This is a genomic window from Microcoleus sp. FACHB-672 (genome assembly GCF_014695725.1).
GTDB lineage: Bacteria > Cyanobacteriota > Cyanobacteriia > Cyanobacteriales > Oscillatoriaceae > FACHB-68.
On sequence record NZ_JACJOU010000022.1, the window covers coordinates 38,130 to 62,436 of the forward strand.

Annotated in this window: 21 protein-coding genes; 4 read left to right on the forward strand and 17 right to left on the reverse strand. The window is 46.0% G+C overall.

Going from position 1 to position 24,307, the window contains the following annotated elements:
- Positions 1-243: 243 nt before the first annotated feature.
- On the forward strand, positions 244-492 hold the full coding sequence (locus H6F56_RS17875) for a ChaB family protein (protein ID WP_190670845.1): 249 nt from the start codon (positions 244-246) through the stop codon (positions 490-492).
- Positions 493-846: 354 nt separating this feature from the next.
- On the opposite strand, the gene H6F56_RS17880 is transcribed toward H6F56_RS17875, so the two are convergent.
- Positions 847-1,320: a TspO/MBR family protein gene (locus H6F56_RS17880; protein ID WP_190671187.1), complete on the reverse strand. Its 474-nt coding sequence runs from the start codon at positions 1,318-1,320 to the stop codon at positions 847-849.
- A gap of 359 nt (positions 1,321-1,679) precedes the next feature.
- Between H6F56_RS17880 and H6F56_RS17885 the strand changes: the two genes are divergently transcribed.
- A complete protein-coding gene (locus tag H6F56_RS17885) occupies positions 1,680-1,973 on the forward strand; it encodes a zinc ribbon domain-containing protein (RefSeq protein WP_190670846.1) in 294 nt (97 codons plus the stop codon).
- Positions 1,974-2,155: 182 nt separating this feature from the next.
- Here the strand turns inward: H6F56_RS17885 and H6F56_RS17890 are convergent, their stop codons facing one another.
- Positions 2,156-3,598, reverse strand: a complete 1,443-nt coding sequence (locus H6F56_RS17890; protein ID WP_190670848.1) for a GH25 family lysozyme — start codon at positions 3,596-3,598, stop codon at positions 2,156-2,158.
- A gap of 235 nt (positions 3,599-3,833) precedes the next feature.
- Here H6F56_RS17890 and hisA point away from each other — a divergent pair, with 235 nt between their 5' ends.
- On the forward strand, positions 3,834-4,607 hold the full coding sequence (gene hisA, locus H6F56_RS17895) for a 1-(5-phosphoribosyl)-5-[(5-phosphoribosylamino)methylideneamino]imidazole-4-carboxamide isomerase (RefSeq protein WP_190670851.1): 774 nt from the start codon (positions 3,834-3,836) through the stop codon (positions 4,605-4,607).
- 39 nt (positions 4,608-4,646) lie between these two features.
- On the opposite strand, the gene H6F56_RS17900 is transcribed toward hisA, so the two are convergent.
- Positions 4,647-10,235, reverse strand: a complete 5,589-nt coding sequence (locus tag H6F56_RS17900; RefSeq protein WP_190670853.1) for an ATP-binding sensor histidine kinase — start codon at positions 10,233-10,235, stop codon at positions 4,647-4,649.
- Positions 10,236-10,636: 401 nt separating this feature from the next.
- Between H6F56_RS17900 and H6F56_RS17905 the strand changes: the two genes are divergently transcribed.
- Positions 10,637-11,344 (forward strand): M15 family metallopeptidase, encoded by a 708-nt coding sequence (locus H6F56_RS17905; RefSeq protein WP_309236567.1) that lies wholly within the window; start codon positions 10,637-10,639, stop codon positions 11,342-11,344.
- Between the two features lie 51 nt (positions 11,345-11,395).
- Here H6F56_RS17905 and H6F56_RS17910 read toward each other — a convergent pair whose 3' ends face one another.
- The 14 genes from H6F56_RS17910 to cdd form a co-directional block, all read right to left on the reverse strand.
- Complete coding sequence (locus H6F56_RS17910; protein WP_190670855.1) at positions 11,396-12,010, reverse strand: Uma2 family endonuclease; 615 nt, start codon at positions 12,008-12,010, stop codon at positions 11,396-11,398.
- Positions 12,011-12,280: 270 nt separating this feature from the next.
- On the reverse strand, positions 12,281-13,234 hold the full coding sequence (locus tag H6F56_RS17915) for a F0F1 ATP synthase subunit gamma (protein ID WP_190670857.1): 954 nt from the start codon (positions 13,232-13,234) through the stop codon (positions 12,281-12,283).
- A gap of 198 nt (positions 13,235-13,432) precedes the next feature.
- Positions 13,433-14,950, reverse strand: a complete 1,518-nt coding sequence (gene atpA, locus H6F56_RS17920) for a F0F1 ATP synthase subunit alpha (protein ID WP_190670859.1) — start codon at positions 14,948-14,950, stop codon at positions 13,433-13,435.
- Positions 14,951-15,046: 96 nt separating this feature from the next.
- Complete coding sequence (gene atpH / locus H6F56_RS17925; protein ID WP_190670860.1) at positions 15,047-15,604, reverse strand: ATP synthase F1 subunit delta; 558 nt, start codon at positions 15,602-15,604, stop codon at positions 15,047-15,049.
- Positions 15,604-16,152, reverse strand: coding sequence for a F0F1 ATP synthase subunit B (locus H6F56_RS17930; RefSeq protein WP_190671191.1), 549 nt, complete (start codon positions 16,150-16,152; stop codon positions 15,604-15,606). The genes atpH and H6F56_RS17930 overlap by 1 nt, the downstream gene beginning before the upstream one ends.
- Positions 16,153-16,254: 102 nt before the next feature.
- Positions 16,255-16,743 (reverse strand): F0F1 ATP synthase subunit B', encoded by a 489-nt coding sequence (locus H6F56_RS17935; protein ID WP_190670862.1) that lies wholly within the window; start codon positions 16,741-16,743, stop codon positions 16,255-16,257.
- A 168-nt stretch (positions 16,744-16,911) separates the two neighbouring features.
- A complete protein-coding gene (atpE, locus tag H6F56_RS17940; protein WP_190670864.1) occupies positions 16,912-17,157 on the reverse strand; it encodes an ATP synthase F0 subunit C in 246 nt (81 codons plus the stop codon).
- A 140-nt stretch (positions 17,158-17,297) separates the two neighbouring features.
- Positions 17,298-18,056, reverse strand: a complete 759-nt coding sequence (gene atpB, locus H6F56_RS17945; RefSeq protein ID WP_190671194.1) for a F0F1 ATP synthase subunit A — start codon at positions 18,054-18,056, stop codon at positions 17,298-17,300.
- 65 nt (positions 18,057-18,121) lie between these two features.
- The gene (locus H6F56_RS17950) at positions 18,122-18,580 is read right to left on the reverse strand and encodes an ATP synthase subunit I (RefSeq protein ID WP_309236571.1); all 459 of its coding nucleotides are present in this window, start codon (positions 18,578-18,580) and stop codon (positions 18,122-18,124) included.
- A gap of 215 nt (positions 18,581-18,795) precedes the next feature.
- Positions 18,796-19,608 carry an ABC transporter permease gene (locus H6F56_RS17955; RefSeq protein ID WP_309236568.1) on the reverse strand — a complete coding sequence of 271 codons (813 nt, stop codon included), beginning with the start codon at positions 19,606-19,608 and terminating at the stop codon, positions 18,796-18,798.
- Positions 19,609-19,795: 187 nt separating this feature from the next.
- A complete protein-coding gene (locus tag H6F56_RS17960; protein WP_199313027.1) occupies positions 19,796-20,530 on the reverse strand; it encodes a hypothetical protein in 735 nt (244 codons plus the stop codon).
- A 561-nt stretch (positions 20,531-21,091) separates the two neighbouring features.
- Positions 21,092-22,720, reverse strand: coding sequence for a sensor histidine kinase (locus H6F56_RS17965; RefSeq protein ID WP_190670866.1), 1,629 nt, complete (start codon positions 22,718-22,720; stop codon positions 21,092-21,094).
- 5 nt (positions 22,721-22,725) lie between these two features.
- Positions 22,726-23,169 carry a response regulator gene (locus H6F56_RS17970; protein ID WP_190670868.1) on the reverse strand — a complete coding sequence of 148 codons (444 nt, stop codon included), beginning with the start codon at positions 23,167-23,169 and terminating at the stop codon, positions 22,726-22,728.
- A 492-nt stretch (positions 23,170-23,661) separates the two neighbouring features.
- Entirely contained in the window at positions 23,662-24,069 is a 408-nt protein-coding gene (cdd, locus tag H6F56_RS17975) for a cytidine deaminase (protein WP_190670871.1), read from the reverse strand.
- Positions 24,070-24,307 lie beyond the last annotated feature (238 nt).

Genomic DNA, 24,307 nt, shown 5'->3' on the forward strand with positions numbered 1-24,307 from the left:
GGATTTAATTTGGTTTTGTTTCTGTTGCTACTTAGAAAATTAATTAAGTTATCATGCTTTAGAAGGAGTAGTTTTTTAAGAAATTTATCCCTTAGATAGAATCTATTTTTAACGTGAGCATATTATATCATGCTTTAGATAGAGAACTTTTGCCAAAATCTTTATCCTTTAGATCGAAGATTTTCCTAGCTTCATTGATTAGGATAATAGTTGAGAAACTTAAATAGTAGTTGGAGTGTTTTCATGGCTGATACACAGCAAGTAAAAGAGTTACCGGCAGAACTCAAAGATCAAATGCTCGAAGGCTCTCAACAGATATATCTGGCTGCCTTGAATAGTGCTATGTCAAACGGGATGGATGAAGATTCTGCCCGCCGCGTTGCAATGAATACCGTAGAACATGACTATCAAAAAGGTGACGATGGCAAGTGGCACCGCCGGCCTCAACAAAGCAACCAGACCCGCAAATCGGTTCAGTCTGGTGGCAACTAGATGCCTTTAAAAAAAGGGTTTAAATCGATTGTTACCCTTGTGAAAATTACAAGGTGCAATAATTTTTCCCGACTTAAGTAAAAATTTCAGCCACGTATCAAATCTAAAAACCTCCTGATGGATTGGAATGCAGTGACAGCTAACAAACCAGGAGGTTTTTTGCGTTAACTTGAGGGTGATACGTCTACCTCCGTTGACAAGAAAGGCATTAGGGAGTTGCTTATTAACTCGTTTAGGGAAAAGGATTCAGATAGGAAAATCTTTGCCAACTCCAAGCAATGATTCCCTGAATGTCTTGCCCCGACAGTCTTTACATTTTGTTGTTTAACTCAAATTGCTGGAAAATCTTTAGCCCTACTGATCCGCAGGATTGAGACGAATCATTTCCCAAGTTGTATAAGTGCCAATGGGACTCCAAATTACATAGGGAAGGAGTAAAGCAGCAGCCCATCCCGAAATCGGCCATACGGTTAGTAGTAACAGTAAACCTAAAAGGGTGCCGGTAGCTCCGATAATGGTGCCGGCTTTGAGACTTCGCAGCCTTAACATTCCGGGATTGTAGGAAACAATCGCAATTTCTACTAACAGGTAAAAAGCCATCAACAACCAAGTTTTCTGGCTTCCTGGATCTTTTTCCCAAATAATATAAGCTGACCAAGCCCCACAAATAAAGACGATACTCCAAATAACCGGAATCAGCGCCTCAAAAGTCAGCCATCTTGGGCGCTGTAGATGCTTGAACCACTTGACATCCTTTGGCGTAATCAAGTTACTACCTAGGGCAACTAAGAAAGTAACGCCGCCAATCACCATCCAAGATCTAATAATCATTATTCCCCCACTTTTGTGCCGTGCCCAACCCCATAAAGCAATCGCCTCGTGTAAATTTTTCCAAGACAGGTTAGAGAGTCCTCATCCAACTCTGCTGATCCCCTAATGCCGGCCAATTTTCCAAAAATCTACAGATGGTGTTATTTTGTCAGGTGGGGAGGGGAAGGGGCAATCAGCCCGGAGTCTGAATTTTGAAAAAACTGCCCTATAGGGCTGCTATCGGATTTGTAAACCTCGTGAGGTGAGAAGGCCGGTTTTATAGAAAAACCAGGGTTTTTCCTGTTCACAAACAATTTAGGGTTGCTATATACTGGTTTGTAACAGCAATCTCATTCGTTGCAATCAAGTTTTTCGCCATGCCTCTCTACGATTATTTCTGTCCTAGCAATAACCAGAAGGTCGAAGTTATGCACAGTATGAACCAGGAAGTTAAAACCTGGGGTGACGTGTGCAAGTTGGCTAAATGTGAAACCGGCAATACTCCGGAAGATGCTCCTGTGCGCCGGCTGCTTAGCGCGCCAAGGCTGAGTGTCCCAACATCCGACAGTGATTACAAAAGTGTCGGGATGTCTAAGCTGGTGAAACGCGATCAAGGGGTTTATGAAAATGTGACGGCGAAGGATGGAGAAGACCGAATTGTGTATCGCTAGAATTTGAGTTTTAATCTGAATTTAAAAATTAAACCTTACCGGCACAGTTAGCTAAAAAAGCCTTTTTAGGCGGAATCAGTGCCGTATTTTTTTAACGGTAAATGCGGAAAAGCTTCTGGTTGGGGCAAAGTGCCGGCAATTCACTCCAACCAGAAAATGACCGGCTAGCAAAGTATTGTGGATTATCCGCGCCACCGGCGAGCAAAATAAATCAGTGTCGCTTGAGGTATTTGTCCTTGCAGCCAATTAAGTGCCTGATTTTGATTAGGCTTGGCTTGATAAAACCTGCACACATCAACCAAACGAATGGGCGCTGTGGAGGTGGAATTGCGCCACCGGCGGGCAAACTCTTGTAAGGTGGCGGCGGGAATTTGCCCTTGCAGCCAATCAAGCGCCTGATTTTGGTTGAGCCGGCGCTGATAGTATAAGCAAACATCAACCAGACGGATGAGTGTTGATTGAGACGAGGTAGTAGGAGTGCGCCACTTTTGGGCAAATTCCTGCAAGGTGGCTAAAGAGATTCGCCCCTGCAACCACTGTAGTGCTTGATTTTGATTGGTCAAACCTTGATAAAACTTGAACACGTCAAGCAGGCGAATGGGTACGTGGAATTTTGAGTTTCGCCATTTTTTAGAAAACTCGCTGAGGATGGCTTGAGGAATTTGTCTTTGTAGCCACTCAACGGCTTGATTTTGGTTGGGTAAGGCTTGATAGTATTTACCGGCATCCACCAAACTAATAATATATTGAGACGGGGTAGGAGGTGCCGGTGTTGGAGTGGGTATGGGTGTCGGTTTGGGTGCCGGTGCCGGGGTTGGTATCGGAGTGGGTGCCGGTGCCGGCTTGGGCATCACACTATTATCCATCAGTGCCGTCCACGTTTGAACCCCTACGATGCCATCAGCCTCAAGTCCCATCGCCCTTTGAAACGCAACGACCGCATTTTTGGTACTGGCACTAAAATAACCGTTAACGGTTCCAGGATTAAAGCCTTTTTTTTGCAAACATTGCTGGAAAAGCTTGACGATTGAGCTGGTTTGCCCTTCCCGTGAGCTTTGAAAACGATTGATGTCCACACCGCCAGAGACTCCATTCACCCGCCCAGAGTCGGTATATTGCCACATTGTCCAGGTATCCCAACCGCCAGTGATCCAAGGCGCAGAGTCGCTGGTGTAATGCGCGATCCACAGGGGATAGTCTGAGAAACGCTGCATATCGCCGATTCGTTGCCAGAATCCGGGATAGGTGTAGATAATCGGTCTGCGTCCGGTTGCTTTCTCGACTATCGATAACCATGTTGCCATGCGTGTGGCGATTGCGCTGGCACTCATACTGCCGGTGGATTCGATATCTAAGACTGCCGGCAAGTCTCCAGGCAGCATTTTGACGATTTTGAGGAAATGCTGCGCTTGCGCTTGAGCATCGCTTTGGGGGCGAAAGAAGTGGTACGCACCCCGCAGCAAACCAGCTGCCTTAGCGCCGGCCCAATTGGTTGCGAAGCTACTGGCGACAAAAGTTGTGCCTTCAGTGGCTTTGATAAAGGCAAACGAAATGCCATCATTGGCAACTGCCCGCCAATTGACGTTTTCCTGAAAATCTGAAACATCTATGCCGTATGCACTCATGTCTGCTCAATTTGTAAAGGATGGGTTCGATTCAAGTTTCTAACAGGTTACTGAGCTTTGGCTTTTTTTTCAGTGCGTTGAGAAATGAGAATTTGTACTTATTGCGGGAAGATAATTGTAAAAATTCTGCTAAAAATAAAAGGTTGAGAGGCAGAACTTGACAGTGATCGAGCAAACCTGTAGTAGGTAACTCTTCACTAGAATTAATGATTGTTCAGCAACGGGGAAATCGCTCATGGATGTTATTCCAGCAATCGATTTGTTAGAAGGCCGGTGTGTACGGCTGTATCAGGGAGATTATTCACAATCGCAAACGTTTAATGAAGACCCTGTTGCCGTGGCTAAACAGTGGGTAGATCAAGGTGCGACGCGGTTGCATTTGGTGGATCTTGATGGGGCAAAGACGGGCGCGTTGGTGAACCGGCAGGCGATTGCAGAGATTGTGCGGACGGTTTCGGTGCCGGTGCAGCTTGGAGGCGGCTTGCGAGATTACGCTGCCGTTGCCGATCTATTGTCTTTGGGTGTGGATCGAGCGATTTTAGGGACGGTGGCGGTAGAAAAACCGCAGTTGGTGTGGCAGTTGTGCGAAGAGTTCCCAGGTCAAATCATTGTTGGGATTGACGCCCGTGATGGTAAAGTGGCCACGCGAGGCTGGCTGGAAACGTCTGAGGTGCTGGCAACAGATTTAGCTCAGCAAATGGCCCAACACGGGGCGGCGGCAATTATCTATACAGATATTTACCGGGATGGGACGATGCAAGGGCCAAATATGCCGGCTTTGCGAGAAATTGCCGATGCAGTTGACATTCCCATTATTGCCTCTGGTGGGGTGAGTTCGATTACTGATTTGTTGAGTTTGCTGGCGCTCGAATCTGTGGGAGTCACCGGCGTCATTATCGGACGTGCCCTGTACACGGGTGATATTTCGCTGAAAGAGGCATTGCAAGCGATCGGCCCGGAACGGCTACAGGATATTCCCCCGGATTTTGGTTCCTCAGCGTTTGCTTAAAAGCCGGTGATTGTTCTGAATGTGGGGCATTGAGATGCGCTAAAGTGCAACCACCGTTTGAGAAGACTGCACAACTGGAATTGTAATCATGAACTCGGCACCCTCTCCGGGTGCTGAATTGCAGGTTAACTGACCTCCGTGCTTTTCCACGACAATTTGATAGCTAATTGATAATCCTAACCCTGTGCCGGCACCGACGGGTTTTGTGGTGAAGAAAGGGTCAAATAAACGCCGGCGAATTGCTTCGGTCATTCCTGGCCCATTGTCTGTAATTCGGATCACAACACAGTTGTTTTCGACTGATTCTGTCTGAATCCGAATTGTTCTTTTTTCACTGCATTCTTGGGATGAAAAACTTTCGATCACACCTGGCTCATCAAGTATGTCAATAGCATTGGTGATGATATTCATAAATACTTGATTTAACTGGCCGGCGTAACACTCTATTAGGGGCAGCTTGCCATATTCTTTAATTACTTGAATCGCGCCATGTCCGCCTTTGTCTTTGAGCCGATGTTGTAAAATCAGCAGGGTATTATTAATCCCGTCGTGAATATCAACCGGCTTCATTTCGGCTTCATCCAAACGCGAGAAGTTGCGGAGCGAGTAAACAATTTCTCGGATACGATCAGCTCCCATTTTCATAGAAGATAGCAGTTTGGGTAAGTCTTCCCTTAAAAATTCTAGTTCAGTCGCCTCTATTTCCTCTGCAACTCTAGGTGTGGGATTGGGATATTCTTCCTGGTAAACTTCAATCAGTTGCAGCAAGTTTTGGGCGTACTCGTTGGCGTGAACCAAATTGCCATAGATAAAGTTAACCGGGTTGTTAATTTCGTGAGCTACGCCAGCAACTAACTGACCGAGTGAAGACATTTTTTCGGTTTGAATCAGTTGAGTTTGAGTGGTTTGGAGTTCTTGCAAGGTCAGTTTTAATTGTTTCGCCTGTTCTTTAAGGCGCACATTTTTTTTCTGTAATTCCACCGTGCGTTCTTCAACTCTCAACTCCAGCGTTCGGCTGTAATCTTCTAATTGCTCATTCGCTGCTTTGAGGCTGTCAGTAGCATCAGACAAATTTCCATAAAGACGAGCATTTTCCAGCGAAATCGCGACTTGGGAAGATAGAAGTTTTAGAAGTTCTAGCCTGTCTGGAGTAAATGCGCCGGCGATCAAATTATTTTCTAAGTAAAGAATGCCGGTGAGTTTGCCTTGATTAATGATAGGCGCACATAAGATTGACTTGGGTTGCTTCTTTGCGATATACGAATCTGTTGTAAAGAGTCCCTCACAAGCGGCATCATTTAAAACGACGCTTTCTTTCGTTCGCTCTACATAATTTATGACAGACAAAGGTAAATTACGACTAGTTGTAACTGGAGTATTAACACCCAATACTGTCTCATCTTGCTCAACTGTGGCGCTGGCTTCTATCACTAGCGTCCCACTTTTTTCTAAGATAAGATAGCTCACTTGAGCGCCGGCATTTTCCATGACAATTTGCATTAATTTCTCTATCAAATGGCTTAAAAGGATTTCGCCGGAAATGGCTTGAGTTGCTTTGATGACGGTGGCTAAATCCATCGCTGCTGAACTCCCGCCAGTGGTCGAGACGGTTGTTTTGTGTAAGGACGTTAAATTTTGCGCCGGCTCATCTGCAATCTCTCGCTTCTGCCTTAAAGAAAGTAACTGCGGATATCTTTCTTCTAAGTCTTTGATCTTGGCTTTTGCTCCCCAGTTAATATAACCATAATGTGCTTTTGTCAAATACATCTGAGCAATTTCTTCTCTTCCTTTTGTTAGATAAAATTCTGCGGCTAGTTCATAAGCGAGTGCTTCTTCCTGGATGTAACCTTGTTCTCTTGCTCCTGCGCTCGCTCGATCATAATACTCTGCCGCTTCCCAATGTTCCCCCAAAACTCGCGCCTTCTCTGCCTCCACTAGCTCGTATTTATGCTGAAAGTTTGACGGGCAATGATCCGCCCATTTCTTCATTTTTTCTTGGTTCGACTCCACCAGAGTCATATATTGCTGTTGTTTGTCGGTTTTGGCATGAGCATACTCAGCCAGGAGAGCCAAAGAATAGTAAAACTTATGGGTGGCAATATACACCAACCCTATAGCCGATTTGGCATTTTCTTCTGCAAGCGAAGCGGTAACAATAGCTTCAGCAGACTCTTTTGCTAAATATAGGAGAATTGTTTTGGCTGTATAAGTGTTGAAAAGTGAAAAATGATCGTTACTGGCGTACAATTTTGGCAAGATGGCTTGTTCATCAAAACTTTCACCAATCAAACGATACTTATCTACCGCTAATCCTAATAAATTTAAAGTCAGTTGTCTCCAAATACTGGCATAGTAAAAAGAATGCGTGTTTTTTAGCTTAGGCAATAAATCTATGAAAGGCACTTGCTTCTGAGCTATAGACTCTAGTTTTTCCTCAATTGTAAAGATGTAAGCACAATAATTAGAAGCACAAAAGCTAGCATAGACTAAATCTCCAACTTCAAGCCCACTTTGAAGCCCTTCCATTAATGGAATCATTGTTTCCCTGATATGCCTTTTCCAGGGTCTGATAAACACGTTAAACATATTAATTACTGTGCATTTCAGTTCTCTGGCATCGAATTTATCCAACAGCTTCAGAGCCAGCAACCCAGCATGATATCCAGACTCTATATCTCCCAGCGCACCACACAGCACAAGGCCATACCAACTATATGTAAAAGCGGCTAGAGGTGAATGACCGTGTTCAATACAAAGATTGACCTGTGTGAAGATAATTAGGGGAAAAATATCGGGCTTGGCTTGATAAGCAGGAGCAGTGAGAGCCATAAGCAGCCGCATTGCCGCCAGTTTATAGGCATCAGTCATTTCTGGAATGTCTTCCAAGTCCTCAAGTCGAGGTAACGTCACCTTCTCGCTCCCGTTGCCAAGCACGTTGGATAGCGAAACGCCAATCATTTCCAGAGCTTGCAGCCCGGTATCGACGGCTTTTGCCATCTGAAGTTGAGCTGTATACATCTGGATTTTTAGCTCGTACACCTTCATCCGCTCAAGCAGGGTGTTAGCTTGTTTTAAGACGACCTCAGCCAGTGTTTCTGCCGGCTCAAAGTTAGTGTTTAAATACTGCACTTCCACGGCTTCGACATAGAGTGCAAGTGTTAAGTCATACTGACTTTGCCAGGAGTCAATTGCCAGCAGTCCTATTGCTACATTTAAATATCTGAGTGCAGCTTCATAAGCGGTTGCCGCCTTGGCACGCCGGCCTGAGGTAAGATTGAGTGCGGCGAGTTCATCTTTTTGCTTTTGCTCAGTAATTAAATTAACACCTATATTCAAATGGTTAACAATATCAAAAAGATTTTCAGCCAGGGTTTCGCGCCCCATATTTTGCAGCAACAACTGACCGACTTTCAGGTGTACTTCTTTTTTATGGTCAGCAGGAATTAAAGCATAAGCCGCTTGCTGAACTCGGTCGTGTAAAAACTTATAGTCAACCTGTATCTCTCTGACTGCGTTATTGAGATCATCTGGATCAAACGCAAGGGGAATTTTATAGTCGGAATTCAAAGGTAAAATTAAACCGCGCTGAAGTGCCGGCCACAGTTCCCCAGCGGTAGCGATGGCCGGCTTTTCATTTACAATCGCCAGAATCTCTAAATTAAACTGATTTCCAATACAAGCAGCCAGCTTTAAGACGTTCTGCGTTGCATCTGGCAGTTTTTGAATTTGGCTGATCATTAATTCAACGACATTTTCGGTGATTCCTACGGCTTGAATTTGCTCAATTTCCCAATGCCAAGAATCGGCAACAATATCGTAAGCTAACAGATTTTCTGAATGCAGAGACTTAAGTAACTGAGTCAAGAAAAAAGGATTTCCCCCTGTTTTTTCTAGCACCAGGTCAGCTAAAGATTTTGCTTTTTCGGTGGAGCAACTCGTTGTCTCTGCGATTAAATGAGTCACATGATCTAACTTTAAGGAACCCAGGGTAATCGTATTGACAATAGCTCCGGCTTTTTGAATTTCCTCTAAAGTTATCATGAAAGGATGGGTTGCGCTGACTTCATTATCTCGATACGCACCAATGAGTAATAAATATTGGCTTTCTGGCTCTGTGATCAGTAGTTCAATTAACTTTAGGGAGGCCAAATCCGCCCACTGCAAGTCATCCAGAAATAAAACCAGTGGGTGTTCTTTTTTTGTGAAAACATGAATGAATTGTTGAAAGACTCGATTAAACCGATTTTGAGCTTCAGCAGCACCTAATTGCGGCACCGGCTGTTGTTTTCCAACAATCAGTTCAACTTCGGGAATTACATCGATAATCACCTGACCGTTGGGGCCAAAAGCCTCTAAAAGTTTTTGTTTCCAAGCTTCTATTTGTTCGCTGCTTTCTGTTAGCAGTTGCCGCATTAATGACTGGAAGGCTTGAATGAGTGAAGCATAAGGGATATTTCGCTTGTACTGATCAAACTTGCCGGCAATAAAATATCCCCGTGCCGCAACAATGGGTTTATGTATTTCATTGACTAAAGCCGACTTGCCAATCCCTGAATAGCCGGCAACTAGCATCATTTCACTTTTGCCTTGTGCGGGCGAATCTGGAGAAAAAGTTACTTGTTCTTCAATAAATTTTTCTACTACATTCGCCCCGACTCGGTTATCCTGCGGACAGGCTACGCGCACAAAAGCATTCATCAGTATGGCAACTTCGGCATCACGTCCATAAAGTTTTTGGGGAATGAGAAATTGACCGGATTTATCTCGCTCACCGACTATGAAGTTTCCTATGGTGCCGGTAGTTTCTAACTGAATAAAACAGGCTTCTAAATCCGCTTTTAATCCTAAAGCAGTTTGATAGCGATCTTCAGCGGTTTTGGCGAGTAATTTCATCACGATGTCAGAAACTGCTTTGGGAATTTCTGAATTGAGCTGATGAGGGGACACCGGCATTTTAGCAATATGGCAGTGGACTAATTCCAGAGGATCGGTTGATTGAAAGGGTAGCCTGCCGGCAAGAATTTCATAAAAAGTAACCCCTAGAGAATAAAAGTCGGTGCGGTAGTCAATCGACCGATTCATTCTGCCGGTTTGCTCTGGAGACATATAGGCAAGTGTCCCTTCCAAAAAACTGGGATTGCTCAGTTGAGGACTTTCTGCCGAAAGGCGGGTGGCAATACTAAAATCGATAATTTTTACTTGGCCAAGCTGCTTGTTTATAATAATATTATGAGGTTTAATATCTTTATGAATAATATGATTTTTATGTAATTTTTCTAATATTAATGCTAACTGAATTGCAATTTTTAAAAAATCTCTTAATTGAATTTTTTGACTGGCTAGCAAATTTTTGAGTGATGCCCCGCTAAAATCTTCTAAAATGAGTGCCAAACCGTTTTGATAGTTCTCCAAACTATAGGGTTTGACAATTCCTTCGATATTCAGAGGTTCAAGGATCTTATACTCATGCCTCAAGCGGGTAAGCGCTTCTAAAGAGGGATACTCAGCTTTCAGGGTTTTAATGATCACTGAGGTTAATTCTGGCTCCCTAGCTCCACGATAAATGATGGTACTGACGCCTTCATGAATCGCTTCGATGAGTTGGTATCCTGACAGGGATTTGATCATGTTAGTCTTTACGGTTGCTAAGGTTATGCTGAGGTTATGGGGTGGGGATGGTAGATGTACTTATTTGAAAGAAATTGCTATAGGAAATAGTGCCAGAAATTTCATCGGGTTGAACGTGATAGGTAGCAGTCGGCAAGCTCATCATTGAAATGCAGTTGCTTTACCTTTAAGCTACAATTCTAAAGTGATTTTAATAAGTTTAACCACCGAAAATCTAAGGAGTACCGCTTGTGTAAATTCCCGGAGAAAACGAGTCCGTAAATTCCCATATAAATTGTTTCTAGCAAGTGCACCTCTATATTTAGAAGCAGCCTGAGGATCAGCTAGTTGTAAATATAGCCGCAGAATTTAAATATCTATATAATTGCCGGCTGAGAATAAAAAATATCAAGAGTAAGTCAGTGAAACCTTATCAAAAAATGCCGATTCAGGAGTGCGACGAGCCTCTGGTGGCAATTCCTCTGGATTGCTTTGCAGTTGTTGCGCCTCATCCATACCAAGCCTTGGGTGCACCTTATGGAACAAAATCACCGTTTTATGTGCGTCAAGGTGTTTTAACCGGCTTAATAAACGCTCAAACCGAATTACAACACCGACATCCTGGTTGGCGCATCCAAATCTTCGATGCCTACCGGCCCATTTCAGTGCAGAAATTTATGGTAGACTTCACCTTTGCCGAACTCGTCTCGCTCCACAATTTGACGGCGGCAGATTTAACAGAAACTCAGCGACAAGCCTTTTTAGAGCAGGTGTATCAATTTTGGGCAGCGCCTAGCCTCAACCCAGAAACGCCGCCACCCCATAGCACCGGCGCTGCGGTGGATGTGACATTGGTAGATGCCACTGGCTCACCTGTGGATATGGGTTCTCCGATTGATGAAATTTCGCCGCGATCTTATCCCGATCATTTTGCCGGCAGCACAGAGCCGGGGGAAATACAACATCACGCACATCGGCAGCTCTTAGCAGAAGTGATTAGTTCAGCCGGTTTTCAACGTCATCCCAATGAATGGTGGCACTTTTCCTGTGGCGATCAGATGTGGGCTTGGTTGTGCAGTCAACAGGGTGCCGGTGAGCCGGTTGTGGCGCGTTACGGGCGCGTAGAATAGCCAATGTGCGGGTAATTGTAGAGAAATAAAAATATGAAATAGCTTTGGCGCTTAAGAGCCAGTATTTTGATTGCTAATCGCCTTTTGAAATTCGCTCACCGCGTCATATTGATCTGAATAATTAACATACTGAACTAATAGATTCAAGTCTAGTGCTGGTAGCAAAATACTGCGTTCGCACAGCTCATACTCCTGTTCAGCCAAATGATAAACCTCAAGCTTTCCATTTTGCCAAAACCACACTTCAGGAACATAGACTCGCTTATAATTTTCCAGCACATTCACACCGCCGCTGGTAATAACCACCTCAATAACAATATCGGGAACAGGTTTTTTTGTTTCTAGATTGTAGGACTCGTCAGGCTCTTTTCTTCCCCCTAATTCCTTGCTTCCTAAAGTCGCGCTTCCGCGAGTATAAAATCTGATGCCCTTCACGCGAAAATAAGTTTCTAGCAGTAAGCCAATCGTACTCTTAAAATCTTCATGTTCAGGTGAAAGCGGAGCCATAATATCCAATGTTCCATCGAGATAAATTAGTCGGGTGCCGACAATTCCCTCCAAGGCTGATTCTATGGCTTCAAACTGCTCCCAACTGACTCCGTGTAAGGTTACACAGCCTTCTTGAGGTGGCAAACCGGCTTGTTTCTCCAGAAGTGGTGAACTCATCTTAATGCCTGAATAGGAAAATCTTGGATTGCTGTATTACCTGCCCGATTAGAACTCACAATGGACAAGTTAACTTGATGATAACAAAAAGGTGTTTGAACAAGGCCGCACTTATAGAATTCATTCTGCTGCTTGTCACATCATTTTGAATGCTTCTTCAAGACATCAAAAAGGTTTGGCTTCTTTTGGAGGAATTTTTTGGGAAAACGACAAAAAAAGCGCCTGAGTGAAGCTCAAGCGCATAAAAGTGATAAATTGTCAATACAAAACCTAACCGTTGAGTGCCTCAGCGCCGCCCACAACTTCCAGAATTTCTTGCGTAATTGCTGCCTGCCGCGCTTTGTTGTAAGACAGTGTCAGGCTGCCAATCAACTCTTTCGCGTTGTCACTGGCGCTGCTCATTGCCGTCATCCGCGCCGCCAGTTCGCTAGCCGCAGACTCTTGGAGTGCCCGCAGTAGCTGGTTACTCAGATACAGCGGCAACAAGGCGTCAAGAATTTGCACCGGATCTTGCTCAAATAGCATATCTCTCGGCAGACTCTTCATCGCCGGCGCAGTCACTGTCTCGCGCTGAACTTGGAATTCTCCGCCTTGAGAAGTGAGGCGGAAAATTTCATCATCTCTGACTTCCAAACCTTGAGAAGTCAGCGGCAAGAGCGTTTGAACAACCGGCCTGGAACTGATCAGCGAAACAAACTTGGTGTAAATCAACTCCACCCGATCCACTGTTTCAGACAAGAACAGCGATAGCAGTTGATCCGCAATCTGAGAAGCTTCATCTGCGGTGGGAATTTGTTCTAAGCCGGTGTAAGTCGCATCAATCGGCTGATTGCGCCGTTGGAAATACTGCGTGGCTTTACGCCCCACCAGGACAAATCTGTAGTCCACACCTTGAGCTTTCAGTTGCTTGGCCCGGTTTTCAGCCTGCTTGATGATGTTGTTGTTGTAGCCGCCACACAACCCGCGATCACCAGAAATGACGAGCAACCCGACTGACTTGACTTCCCGCTGCCTCAGCAAGGGGAGGTCGGCATCTTCAAACCGCAACCGGGCTTGTAAGCCGTAAAGCACTCGCACTAAGCGATCTGCAAAGGGGCGAGTTCCAATCACCTGTTCTTGGGCGCGACGTACTTTAGCGGCGGCCACAAGGCGCATGGCTTCTGTAATCTTTTTGGTATTTTTAACCGACTGGATACGGTCACGAATCGCTTTTAGATTTGCCATAATCTTGAGTCTTGAGTGTTTCTTAAGTCCTGAGTCCTGAGTTGGAGAGTTCTGAGTTTTGGGCATTGCTATTTTACTCAGCACTCAGCACCCAGCACTCAGCACTTTTTATGCCATTGCCTTGAAGGCTTGAGTGCTGAATCTTGAGTTTTGGCGTTGCTTTTTACTCAAAATTCAGCACTCAGCACCCAGCACTTTTTACGCCATTGCTTTGAAGGATTGCTTGAATTCAGCGACTGCTTCTTTCAGGACCTTTTCTGCCTCATCACCCAGCTTCTTCTCAGTCTTAATCAATTCAGCGTACTTGGGCTTGCTGGTGCGTAAATATTCGCGCAAACCTTTCGTAAAGCTGGTGATTTTGTTAACTGGGATATCATCCATTAGGCCATTAATACCGGCATAGATAATCGCCACTTGCTCGTTCACCGGCAGTGGAGAATATTGAGACTGTTTCAGCAGTTCACGTAAGCGCTCACCCCGTGCCAGTTGGTTCTGAGTGGTCTGATCCAAGTCGGAGGCGAACTGAGCGAAGGCTGCCAAGTCGTCATACTGAGCCAGTTCCAGTTTCACTTTACCGGCAACTTGTTTCATTGCCTTGGTTTGAGCGGCGGAACCCACACGGGACACAGAGATACCGGGGTTGACTGCCGGTCTCAGACCAGAGTTAAACAAGTTGGAAGAAAGGAAAATCTGGCCATCCGTAATCGAAATCACGTTGGTCGGGATGTAGGCAGATACGTCACCGGCTTGGGTTTCGATGATAGGTAGGGCGGTCATGCTGCCTTCACCCAATTCGTTGCTCAGCTTTGCGGCGCGTTCTAGCAAACGAGAGTGGAGGTAGAACACGTCCCCAGGATAGGCTTCCCGTCCCGGTGGCCGGCGCAGCAACAAGGACATTTGGCGGTAAGCTTGAGCTTGCTTGGAAAGGTCATCGTAGACTACCAAGGTGTGCTTGCCTTTATACATGAAGTATTCCGCCATACTCGCGCCGGTGTAGGGAGCGAGGTATTGCAATGTTGCGGGGTCACTTGCGTTTGCAGCAACAACGATGGTATACTCCATCGCGCCTTTTTCTTGGAGAACGTTGACGATGTTCGCCACGGTTGAGGCTTTTTGGCCAATCGCGACGTAAACGCAGATTACGTTTTCGCCTTTTTGGTTGATGATGGTGTCAATGGCGATTGAGGTCTTGCCGGTTTGCCGGTCGCCAATGATCAGCTCGCGCTGGCCACGTCCGATGGGAATCATGGAGTCGATGGCGGTGATGCCGGTTTGCAGCGGTTCATACACTGAGCGGCGTTCGATAATACCGGGTGCCGGTGATTCAATCAAACGAGTTTCGCCGGTGTTGATTTCGCCTTTGCCGTCGATAGCACGGCCTAAAGCGTCCACAACGCGACCCACAAGCGCATCACCGACCGGCACCTCAGCAATTCTGCCGGTGGAGGTAACGGAGGAGCCTTCTTGAATATCGCGGCCTTCACCCATGAGCACTGCGCCCACGTTATCTTCTTCGAGGTTCAGGGCGATGCCAATGGTGCCATCTTCAAATTCGAGCAGTTCGCCGGCCATTGCTTGTTCCAAGCCATAAATCCGGGCGATGCCGTCGCCAACTTGCAGCACGGTTCCGACGTTTGAAACTTTAACGTCTTGGTCGTACTGCTCAATTTGTTGCCGAATAATATTGCTGATTTCGTCAGGTCTAATACTTACCATTGTTGTTACTTGTCAGGTGTCAGGTGTTAGGTGTCAGTTCTTGGCCGTCAATTGTCCTTTGTCATTGCCAACAAACAAAGAACGTTTAACAAATGACTAAGCCGCACTGCTGAGGCGGATACCAATACGGCGCAGCTGTCCTCGCAAACTAGCGTCAACGACTTGCGATCCCACTTTAATTATGACTCCGCCAATCAAGTCGGGGTCTATTTTGGTACTCAGTTCAACAGCTCGTGCGCTGGTCATTGCTTGTACCTTTTCACGGACTGCTTGCTGCTGCGCTTCTGTTAGTTCTACTGCTGAGATGACTTCAGCTAAAACGGTTTGATTGAGTTCGCGCAGAAGTGTCAGGTACTGTTGAGCGATACCTTCTAAGAACAAGATGCGACGTCTATCTACAAGCAGCATTAAAAAATTGCGGGTGAAGGGGTGAACTCCCTCGCCGGCAATTTGTCCTAGAACTGCTTTTTTGTCCGCTTCTTTAACGAAGGGATTGCCCAAAAACTGGCGCAATTCCTCGGAATTATCCAGAGCACTCAGCAGGGAACGCACATCTTCACCGATTTGCTCTGTGATATTTTGCGATTTAGCCGCCGACATCAGAGCTTCTGCGTAGGGTTCGAGGATTTCAGCACTAACCAAACTGCCTTTCATCAACGCCCTCCTAGCATCGTAATGCTGCGATCAATCAATTGTTGCTGAGTACCCTCATTTAATTGAGACTTGAGTTGGGACTCAACTTGCTGCAAAGCCAGCGCTGCAACGCGCTGGCGCAGTTCCTTAAGCACCCGATCCAGGTCAGAATTTAGATCTCTGGCTGCATCTTCCTTCAGGCGCTCAACGTCTTTGACTGCCTGAGCTAAGATGGCTTCTTTTGCCACTTTTGCCCGTTCTTCTGCGCTGCGGCGGATGCGTTCTGCCTCGGCTTGGGCTTGGGTTAATTTTTGCTGCGCGTCGGACAATGCTGCCGCTGCGTCTTTCTGGCGCTTTTCTGCTTCCTTAATTGCTGTTTCAATGCCGGCGCGTCGTTCGCTGAGGATCTTCCCCAAAAAACCACGCCCGAAGTAAAACAGCACTCCAATAATAATCGCCAGGTTTATTAGGTTGGTTTCTAATATGTCTATATTGAGACCGACCCCACCTTCCGCTAATTCCGAGTGAACTTCACTGGCTGCTGTAGCCAATACTAAAAAAATCCCCATCATACTCAATCCATAACAGTGTTCATTAGCTCTGGGCTAGGAGAATTGAGAATTGAGAATTGAGAATTGGGAAGTCATTCTTAATTCTTAATTCTTAATTCTTCATTTGACTAACTCAGGGCCGAGGAGTTTTTCGAGGATCTGGCGACTGAGGGTGTCTACCTGTTGCTCAAGAGACCGCATAGCTTCTTGTTTTTGCTGTTCGATCTCTTGCTGAGCTTTTTCTCGCTCTTGCTGGGCTTGTTTTTGTGCTTGGGCTATTTGCTCAGCCGCCATTTTTTGGGCATCTGCTTCAGCCTGGGCAATAATTGCTTGAGACTGCCGGCGAGATTCCCCTAGCTGTTGCTCATATTGAGCGGCCAACATCTGGGATTTTTCCAGGCGTTCGCGGGCTTGTTTTTGATTGTTGCGGATGTACTCTTCCCGCTCATCTATTGCCTTGGTCAAGGGCTTATAAAAGATTGCGTTCAGAATTGCAGCCAATAGTAAAAACTGCACAGCCATCAAAGGCAGCGTGGCATCTATATCAAATAGCCCGCCTCCCTCCTCTGCAGCAGTTTCAACGGCTAATAAAATTGTCCAGTATGTCATGGCTTTTAATGGCCCCGATCTCTGTTAATAAAGAGTGATAAAGGGTGAAGATTGAGTGGTGAAAGATGAAGCATGAAAGATAATTTCACGCTTCACCCTTCACCGCAAGCAGTACGCACACGCTGAGCGATCGCCCTTGCTTCAGTGCGTCAGAACTTCAGTCCTTTCTTAGGCAAACGGGTTGGCGAATAGCAGCACCAGGGCAACCACTAGACCATAAATGGTGAGCGCTTCCATGAATGCCAAGCTCAACAGCAGGGTGCCACGAATTTTTCCTTCTGCTTCGGGCTGACGGGCAATCCCTTCCACAGCTTGACCTGCAGCATTACCTTGACCGATACCAGGGCCGATCGCGGCTAAACCAACAGCTAGAGAAGCGGCCAAAACGGAAGCAGCAGCAACTAATGGATCCATGATAATTTTCCTGACTTCTAGTACAAGTAACTGAACAAACGACAGAATCAAAATTTTTAGATTTTAGATTTTAGATTTTAGATTTTTGGATCTAAAATCCACGTCTCCAAAATCTACAATTTCATCAACAAAGTGAGGGTTCACTCGTGATGCTCTTCACCACCATGCCCTTCCATTGCCTCATGAATGTAGGCAGCTGCCAGAGTGGCAAAAATCAACGCCTGAATCGCACTGGTAAAAAGTCCCAAAATCATGACCGGCAATGGCACAAACAAGGGAACCAGCAGCACCAATACCGCCACCACCAATTCATCCGCCAAAATGTTGCCAAATAGACGGAACGAGAGCGAGAGGGGTTTGGTAAAGTCTTCCAGAATGTTGATGGGCAAAAGGATTGGCGTTGGCTGAATATACTTGGCAAAGTATTCTAAGCCACGCTTGCTGAAGCCGGCATAAAAATACGCCAGAGATGTCAGCAGTGCCAGGGCCACGGTGGTGTTAATGTCATTGGTTGGGGCAGCCAGTTCACCTTCAGGCAAATGGATTAGCTTCCAGGGAATTAACGCTCCCGACCAATTTGACACAAAAATGAACAGAAACAGTGTGCCAATAAATGGCACCCAAGGGCGGTACTCTTTCTCGCCAATCTGGTTTTTGGCCAGATCCCTGATAAAGTCCAGGGCGTATTCCATAAAGTTTTGCATACCACGGGGAATCCGCTGTACGTTCCGCGTGGCTGCCAGGGAAGCTATCACTAGCACGGCAATTACAAACCAGGAGGTGAGAAACACCTGTCCATGCAGTTTTAGATTGCCGATTTGCCAGTATAAATGCTGGCCGACTTCCAATTTGGCGAGGGGAAGAGTGTAAAGGGCGTTTAAAACATCCAGCATATCGATTCAGGAGTCTTCCAAGCGCAATGTCCATCAGGACATACGACTGGGCGAAAGAGTAGTTGGAGGATTCACAGGTTGTCTGACTTATTTAGGTCAGGCATGAGTGTTGTTCGCAACACATAAACGATGAGCGCGGCTTTATATGTCAGAAATCCCAAAAATATGGGCAATATGTGTAGCTGATTCCATTGAGTTGCTACTATAATCAACCCAATGAATATTGCTAACCGCGTCTTGCTAAGACGCTCTTTTTCTCTGCCAATGCGCTCAACGTCCTTCGCCAACATTCTCAAGTAAACCACACCTGTGCACGCCCCGATCAAATAATTCAGGGCAATGTTTAGCGAGTAAGCAATCCAGACAGAAACGAAGATAATCCCTGTCAGTGCCAGAGTCCACAGCAATAACTCTTTTTGGAGTTGGTAGAACTCTTGCATCGATTCATCCGGTTCTGATCGAACAGAAACAGATTGAGGAGCATCTTCCGCTAGGGAAGTCGGTTCGAGAGAGTCGTCTGGCAAGTTCACCAAAAGATGTTTGGATGTGCAGGCCACTGCCAATGATATCACGCAGGGGTAACAATTCTTAAAAAACAATTAATCAGAGTGGAGGGGAAAGGGGCATGGGGAATGGGGCATTGAGCATTGGGGATTGGGGATTGGGCAAGGCTGCGCCAACCAAAAATGGGCGGGAAAAAGGGGGAATTTTTGGTGGCGTAGGGCTTTAGTTCCTAGCTCTACAGTTAATCCTGCTGGTGGGAGAATAGGTAGGCACCGGCAGCCGATAGGGCAATGGCAATGACCAGCAGCACTGGCACGCTGTACCAGGGAAATTGGGAAGCCGGCAAATAAGCGGCAGCACGTAAGCCAATGCTGGTATAAGTCAACGGCAGCAGATAGACAATTGCTTTAATGGCCGCCGGCAGGGTAGCCGGATCAAAAAATGTCGCCCCTAAGAAAGACATTGGGATAATCAAAAAATTGTTTGCCAAACCGACACTTTCCAGGGACTTGACAGTTAAGCCCATAATCACCCCCAATCCAGAAAATACCGCACAGTTAAGCAGCAGCAACAAAAGAAACAGCGGGTTGAGAAAACTCCACACCTTGCCGGTGAACAAAATCGCCACGAGGATCACAGAACCGGATGTCATCAACCCGCGCACAATTCCCGCCATCATTTTGCCGATGTGCAACGCCAAGGGGTGCACCGGCATCAGCAACATCTCCTCAAATGTCTTGCTAAACAGCCGGTCACCACAAATTGAAAACGTGGTGCCTCCAAAACAGATTGCCATCGATGACAGCGCCACCATCCCCGGTAGCATAAATTCCAAATAGCTGCTGTAATTACCACTAATTCCTGATCCGGGCTTGATTGAGCTTCCTAGCCCCAAGCCAAAAGCGAGAATGTAGATCAACGGCGACACCAAACCAGAGGCGGCAACTTGGACAATTCGCACGCGCAAATCAAGCCAATCTCCCCAAAATACAGTGAGACTGTCTTGCCAAATGGTTTTAATCAGCGAAGGTTTCAGCGAGGTATCAAAGTTCACAGATGCTAGAGCGTTGAGATTGTTGATCCGTATTGTTACATTTCTCAATGCTCCAACTTAAAACTTTTAACTCAACACTGACGTTAGAACGGATGTTGAGCTAGTTTGCCACTCATATTTTTTTGTACTTGTCAATAATTCCCCTTTTCTTCGCCCTTGTGAGAACGCCTTTACTCAGCACTCCTTATTAATTCAGCCAAGGAGGATTGGTAACATTGTGAGGATTTGAGAGCCACAAATCATAGCGAGTGAGTGTTTCTCCTGTTTGTAGGTTCTTGATGAATGGCTTAGCCATCCAGATTTGGCAGCCGCACAGAGGTTTCGGTTCCTTAATTTCAAAGCCGCCGGCTGCCGGTTGCACCTGAAAAAATTCAATATGCCAGTGAGCCGGCTCAACGGCTATGTGGGTCGGGGTTTGCGTCCCAGCGGCAACGCCTGCCTGACGGTTATCGGCTTTAATGGCGGTTGTAAAAAAGTCAATATCGAGCAAATAAGATTCAAACCCTTGCTTGCCGGCAACTGCTAAAATCTGCTGCCAATCATAAACAATCGGTTGCTCACCCTCCCAGCACGTATCTGTGGTGAAGCAGTAGCCCCCCAGAAGCCACACCAATTTTGACAAAATGCTTTCGACTCTGGATCGGTCGCGTTGCAGAAGTTCCACATCCTCAGGTAGTAGCAGGCGACCGGGTACGCACCACCAGTATTCCCAAGCAACTAAGGCGTCTAGCGGAATAATCCGTTTGACGATGCCGGGAACGCGATCACGTAACTGAATTTTCTGAATTTCTGCCGGCGTTGCTTGTCGCGGGTCAGGAATCGGCAGTTCCAGGTTTTTGGCTAGGGGATGGGAATGAGCGATGGCCATTTCATTTGGGATGAACGAGTGCATATCCAATAGCAGCGCGTCAGTATCTACCATGATCCATCCCTCAAGTAATGATTACCTAATTCATAGATAAGTAGGCGGAAAAAATTCAACCCTCCTAAAGAGGGAAAAAGGCTTTTGATGTGATCATCATTACACCCGTAGCTTGCTTAGTGCGAAACGCTGGAATCGGGCAAGGCTGCACCATCCTAAATATATGATGACGAGGTGAAGCAGTTGCGTTTATCGATATCCGCCTACTTAACTTATGATTTTAAGTTTAGAACCTTATTAGAGAGCAATCTTGGAACTTTATGACAATTTAAAGATTTTTATAATTGATTTACCAAAATAGATATTGCTTTTATATAAAACTTTGGCGTCCACCGGCTTGGAAGAGAAATATCTCTAGCACCCTTCACCTTTGAGGGAGCGCATAATGGCTAATTTTTCGGTATTTTATCTGCCTAAGTCGTATCTTTTTCTGAATTTTATACCCTTAAAACCGGCAATGGGGTGATGACAGGTTTCACCTCCTACCCTATCCTGACTTCCCAGGCTTCCATTTTATGGATAGATTAATGCAGTTATTTGCACCCAATTTATTAGGGCAACTCATAACGGTTTTTTTAGATTTAATGGCAACTTCACCGTAAATGTTGTGCCGCTTCCAGGTTCGCTCGTCACTAAAATTGTGCCCCTGTGTAAATCTGTCGCTCGTTTCACAATAGCTAAACCCAGACCCGTTCCTGGCATTTCGCTAGCATTTTGGCCGCGATAGAAAGGTTCAAACAATCGTTCTTGGTCTTCTGGAGTAATGCCAATCCCCTGGTCTTGAATGTGAAAGACTGCCTCGCCGTCCCACTCTGCGAGTTTAAAATAAACCTTGCTATTGGGTGGCGAATACTTCAGCGCATTTGAAAGTAAATTACTGAGAATATGCCGTAACAATTTCTCGTCCATACAGGCTTCGCAACTTTCCCCTTGCCGAATAAAGGAAATTGTCGTGTTATTGACTGCACCCATTTGAATTTCTTCAACCAAATTGCAACAAAAATTATCCAAATCTATAGGTGCTGGATTAAACGCTAGTTTATCCACATCTGAGCGCCCGACGATTAGAACATCCTCTAACAAATCGGTCATTCTTCTAACCGCTTCCTTAATTCGACCGAAATATTTTTTTTGTTGCTTTTCAGTCAATTGTTTGCTGTGATTTTCGAGTAATCCTGTAAAACCTAAAACGACTGTTAGGGGGTTGCGAAATTCATGGGTGACCATGTAAACAAAACGAGATTTAAGTAAATTGAGTTCTTTTTCTTTAGCTAGCGCTAAGCGAATTTCGGCTTCTAAGCGCTGGCGTTCGGTAATTTCATAACGGAGTTGCTCATTTACCAGAGTGAGAGCGGCGGTGCGTTCCTCAACTTTGGTTTCGAGCTGTTCATTGAGGTGTTGCAGTGCTGCTTCAGCCCGCTTGCGCCCGCTAATGTCTCGCACGATTGCTAAAGCCGAGCCATCGGTTTCGATCTCTACATCTTCTGTATTAACGATTCGCACCTCGTAATCGCGCAGATTGTTATTGAGGGGGATCTGGTACTCAAAGATTTGCGTCTCGCCGGTTGAGAGCGCTTGCGTCGCATAGTGGGTGATGGCACTCGCTACTTCCACCGGCAGGATCTCCCGCACATTTTTACCTAAAACGTCACACTTGGACACCATCGGCTGAAAATCATCTGCCGGCAAAAAATCCAAAAAAGTACCATCTTGACTGATGCAAAACATGGTATCCGGGATAGCGCTAAGAATGGCGCGATTTTTAGCCTCGCTGTTTTTCAGTGCCGCCTCTGCCTGCCGGCGTTCCCGTCGCCCTGCTGCCTCCCGTAACTCGCGCTCAATGGCGGGAAGTAGTCGGGCAAGCTTGTCCTTCATCACATAATCATGGGCACCGGCTTTCATTGCGGCAACCGCTACTTCCTCGCCAATTCTGCCTGAGACGATAATAAATGGCAGATCCAGCCCTTTGTCACGCATCAGATGCAAAGCGGCTAGGGCGTTGAAGTGAGGTAAAGAATAATCCGCCAAAATAATATCCCAGTGTTGCCCCTCAAGGGCGGCGCTCATCGCCTGTGCTGTTTCCACCCGTTCTACAAAAGGCTGGTAACCGCCACGTCTGAGTTCGCGCAGCATCAGAACCGCGTCGTTTTCCGAATCTTCTACAATCAAAACCCGCAACGACACACTCATAGGGTTTACAGCCGCACCGGCGGGGCTTCGTTGAGCAACAACCAATACAGCCCCAACTGTTGCACGGCTTGGGCAAATTCTGTAAAATCAACAGGTTTGCGGACGTAGCTGTTAGCACCCAAGCTGTAACTCTTGATCATGTCTTGTTCCTCACGCGAAGTCGTGAGAACCACCACCGGCAGCAGTTGTGTGCGCTTATTCGCCCGCAAGCGTTGCAGCACTTGTAGTCCATCCAGTTTCGGCAGCTTTAAATCTAGCAAGATCAGCTGTGGCATGACGCTAGGATCTCGCCCCGCATAATTGCCAGTGCTAAAGAGGTAATCTAAGGCTTCAACCCCATCATTAACAACAATTACCTCATTAGCGATATTACTTTTTCTCAGGGCACGAAGGGTTAAAACTTGATCGTCCGGGTTGTCTTCTACGAGCAGGATAATTTTGTTGTCCATTGTTTCGTTGTTTGCTGTCTCTTGTGTGGGGGCGGATGCCGGTCAAGATAGATTGTCTAAAGTTAAGCCAAATGTGAGCTGTCTAGTTGTCCTTTCCAGTCTCTAGTCCCAGTGCCTCTTGCCCTGTATTCCTTTTTGGCACTAAGTTTTAAAATTTAAGCAGTAAAAAGTCGTGTTAGCCTTGCCCTTGCGTTTCTGCACAAATCAACCAGCCGGTTAATTTTGAGAAATATCGTAAAGTAATCGCACATCCCTGAAAAAGTACAACAAAAGTAACTGAGCTTTCAGTTCAGTAAGAGCCAGCTTGGCAGAATCTACAGATGGCCGGCTGGCAAATCTTCTAGACTACTTGCTGGTAGGTTAACATCTGCCTTACCCCGAATGCCAACCCTTTGTAGAGTTTGGTTGCTCAGATGGCCATAAACTGGCAAATATGAGAGCTAGCCATTTGGCTGATTGCCGGTGTCATGATTTTTTTTGCCGGCACTACGCTCACAATCGAAACCCATCAGGCAACAACTCGGCTGCCGGCATTTCTGTGAAACTTTCCCGTCCTTGAAAAATTACAAGCGCATCTACCCCAAACTCAAAAATAACTTGCCGGCACGCACCGCAAGGAGAGCAAGGCACCTTTTGTTGATTAACCACAGCAATTGCGTGAATTTCCATTTCCTCACCTTCCGCCGCAACCGCCGAACCAATCGCCACCCGTTCCGCGCAAATCGTTAAACCATAAGAAGCATTTTCAACATTGCAGCCGGCAAATAAATTTCCCTTTTTCGTGAGAACCGCCGCCCCAACCTTAAATTGAGAATAAGGAGCATAAGCCCGTTTAACCGCCTCCAAAGCTGCCGATAACAGTCGAGAACGATCTTCAGTCGAAAGACTTAAACAAGTCATATTAATAAATTCAATAAACCTTCCAAAAAAACCTTAAAAGTCGGCAAATCTTGTATTTTAGTAGCTAATAACAACTAACCGCAAAACATACCCATTCCCTCAGTCATTAAACCCTTACAAAAATCCAAAATAATCTAAATTCTTATAAAACAGCCCATAACCCATCTGTGTTTATCTGTGGATGCAGGTGGAACTTGAATAACGAGCAAAGCAAATTCCAGTTTCACCTGCGGAATCT

What these genes read in the sequence shown, in the direction of transcription:
- H6F56_RS17875 (WP_190670845.1), top strand. Translation starts at nt 244, where the DNA reads ATGGCTGATACACAGCAAGTAAAAGAGTTACCGGCAGAACTCAAAGAT.
- H6F56_RS17885 (WP_190670846.1), top strand. Translation starts at nt 1,680, where the DNA reads ATGCCTCTCTACGATTATTTCTGTCCTAGCAATAACCAGAAGGTCGAA.
- H6F56_RS17890 (WP_190670848.1), bottom strand. Translation starts at nt 3,598, where the DNA reads ATGAGTGCATACGGCATAGATGTTTCAGATTTTCAGGAAAACGTCAAT.
- hisA (WP_190670851.1), top strand. Translation starts at nt 3,834, where the DNA reads ATGGATGTTATTCCAGCAATCGATTTGTTAGAAGGCCGGTGTGTACGG.
- H6F56_RS17900 (WP_190670853.1), bottom strand. Translation starts at nt 10,235, where the DNA reads ATGATCAAATCCCTGTCAGGATACCAACTCATCGAAGCGATTCATGAA.
- H6F56_RS17910 (WP_190670855.1), bottom strand. Translation starts at nt 12,010, where the DNA reads ATGAGTTCACCACTTCTGGAGAAACAAGCCGGTTTGCCACCTCAAGAA.
- H6F56_RS17915 (WP_190670857.1), bottom strand. Translation starts at nt 13,234, where the DNA reads ATGGCAAATCTAAAAGCGATTCGTGACCGTATCCAGTCGGTTAAAAAT.
- atpA (WP_190670859.1), bottom strand. Translation starts at nt 14,950, where the DNA reads ATGGTAAGTATTAGACCTGACGAAATCAGCAATATTATTCGGCAACAA.
- atpH (WP_190670860.1), bottom strand. Translation starts at nt 15,604, where the DNA reads ATGAAAGGCAGTTTGGTTAGTGCTGAAATCCTCGAACCCTACGCAGAA.
- H6F56_RS17930 (WP_190671191.1), bottom strand. Translation starts at nt 16,152, where the DNA reads ATGGGGATTTTTTTAGTATTGGCTACAGCAGCCAGTGAAGTTCACTCG.
- H6F56_RS17935 (WP_190670862.1), bottom strand. Translation starts at nt 16,743, where the DNA reads ATGACATACTGGACAATTTTATTAGCCGTTGAAACTGCTGCAGAGGAG.
- atpE (WP_190670864.1), bottom strand. Translation starts at nt 17,157, where the DNA reads ATGGATCCATTAGTTGCTGCTGCTTCCGTTTTGGCCGCTTCTCTAGCT.
- H6F56_RS17960 (WP_199313027.1), bottom strand. Translation starts at nt 20,530, where the DNA reads ATGGTAGATACTGACGCGCTGCTATTGGATATGCACTCGTTCATCCCA.
- H6F56_RS17965 (WP_190670866.1), bottom strand. Translation starts at nt 22,720, where the DNA reads ATGAGTGTGTCGTTGCGGGTTTTGATTGTAGAAGATTCGGAAAACGAC.
- H6F56_RS17970 (WP_190670868.1), bottom strand. Translation starts at nt 23,169, where the DNA reads ATGGACAACAAAATTATCCTGCTCGTAGAAGACAACCCGGACGATCAA.
- cdd (WP_190670871.1), bottom strand. Translation starts at nt 24,069, where the DNA reads ATGACTTGTTTAAGTCTTTCGACTGAAGATCGTTCTCGACTGTTATCG.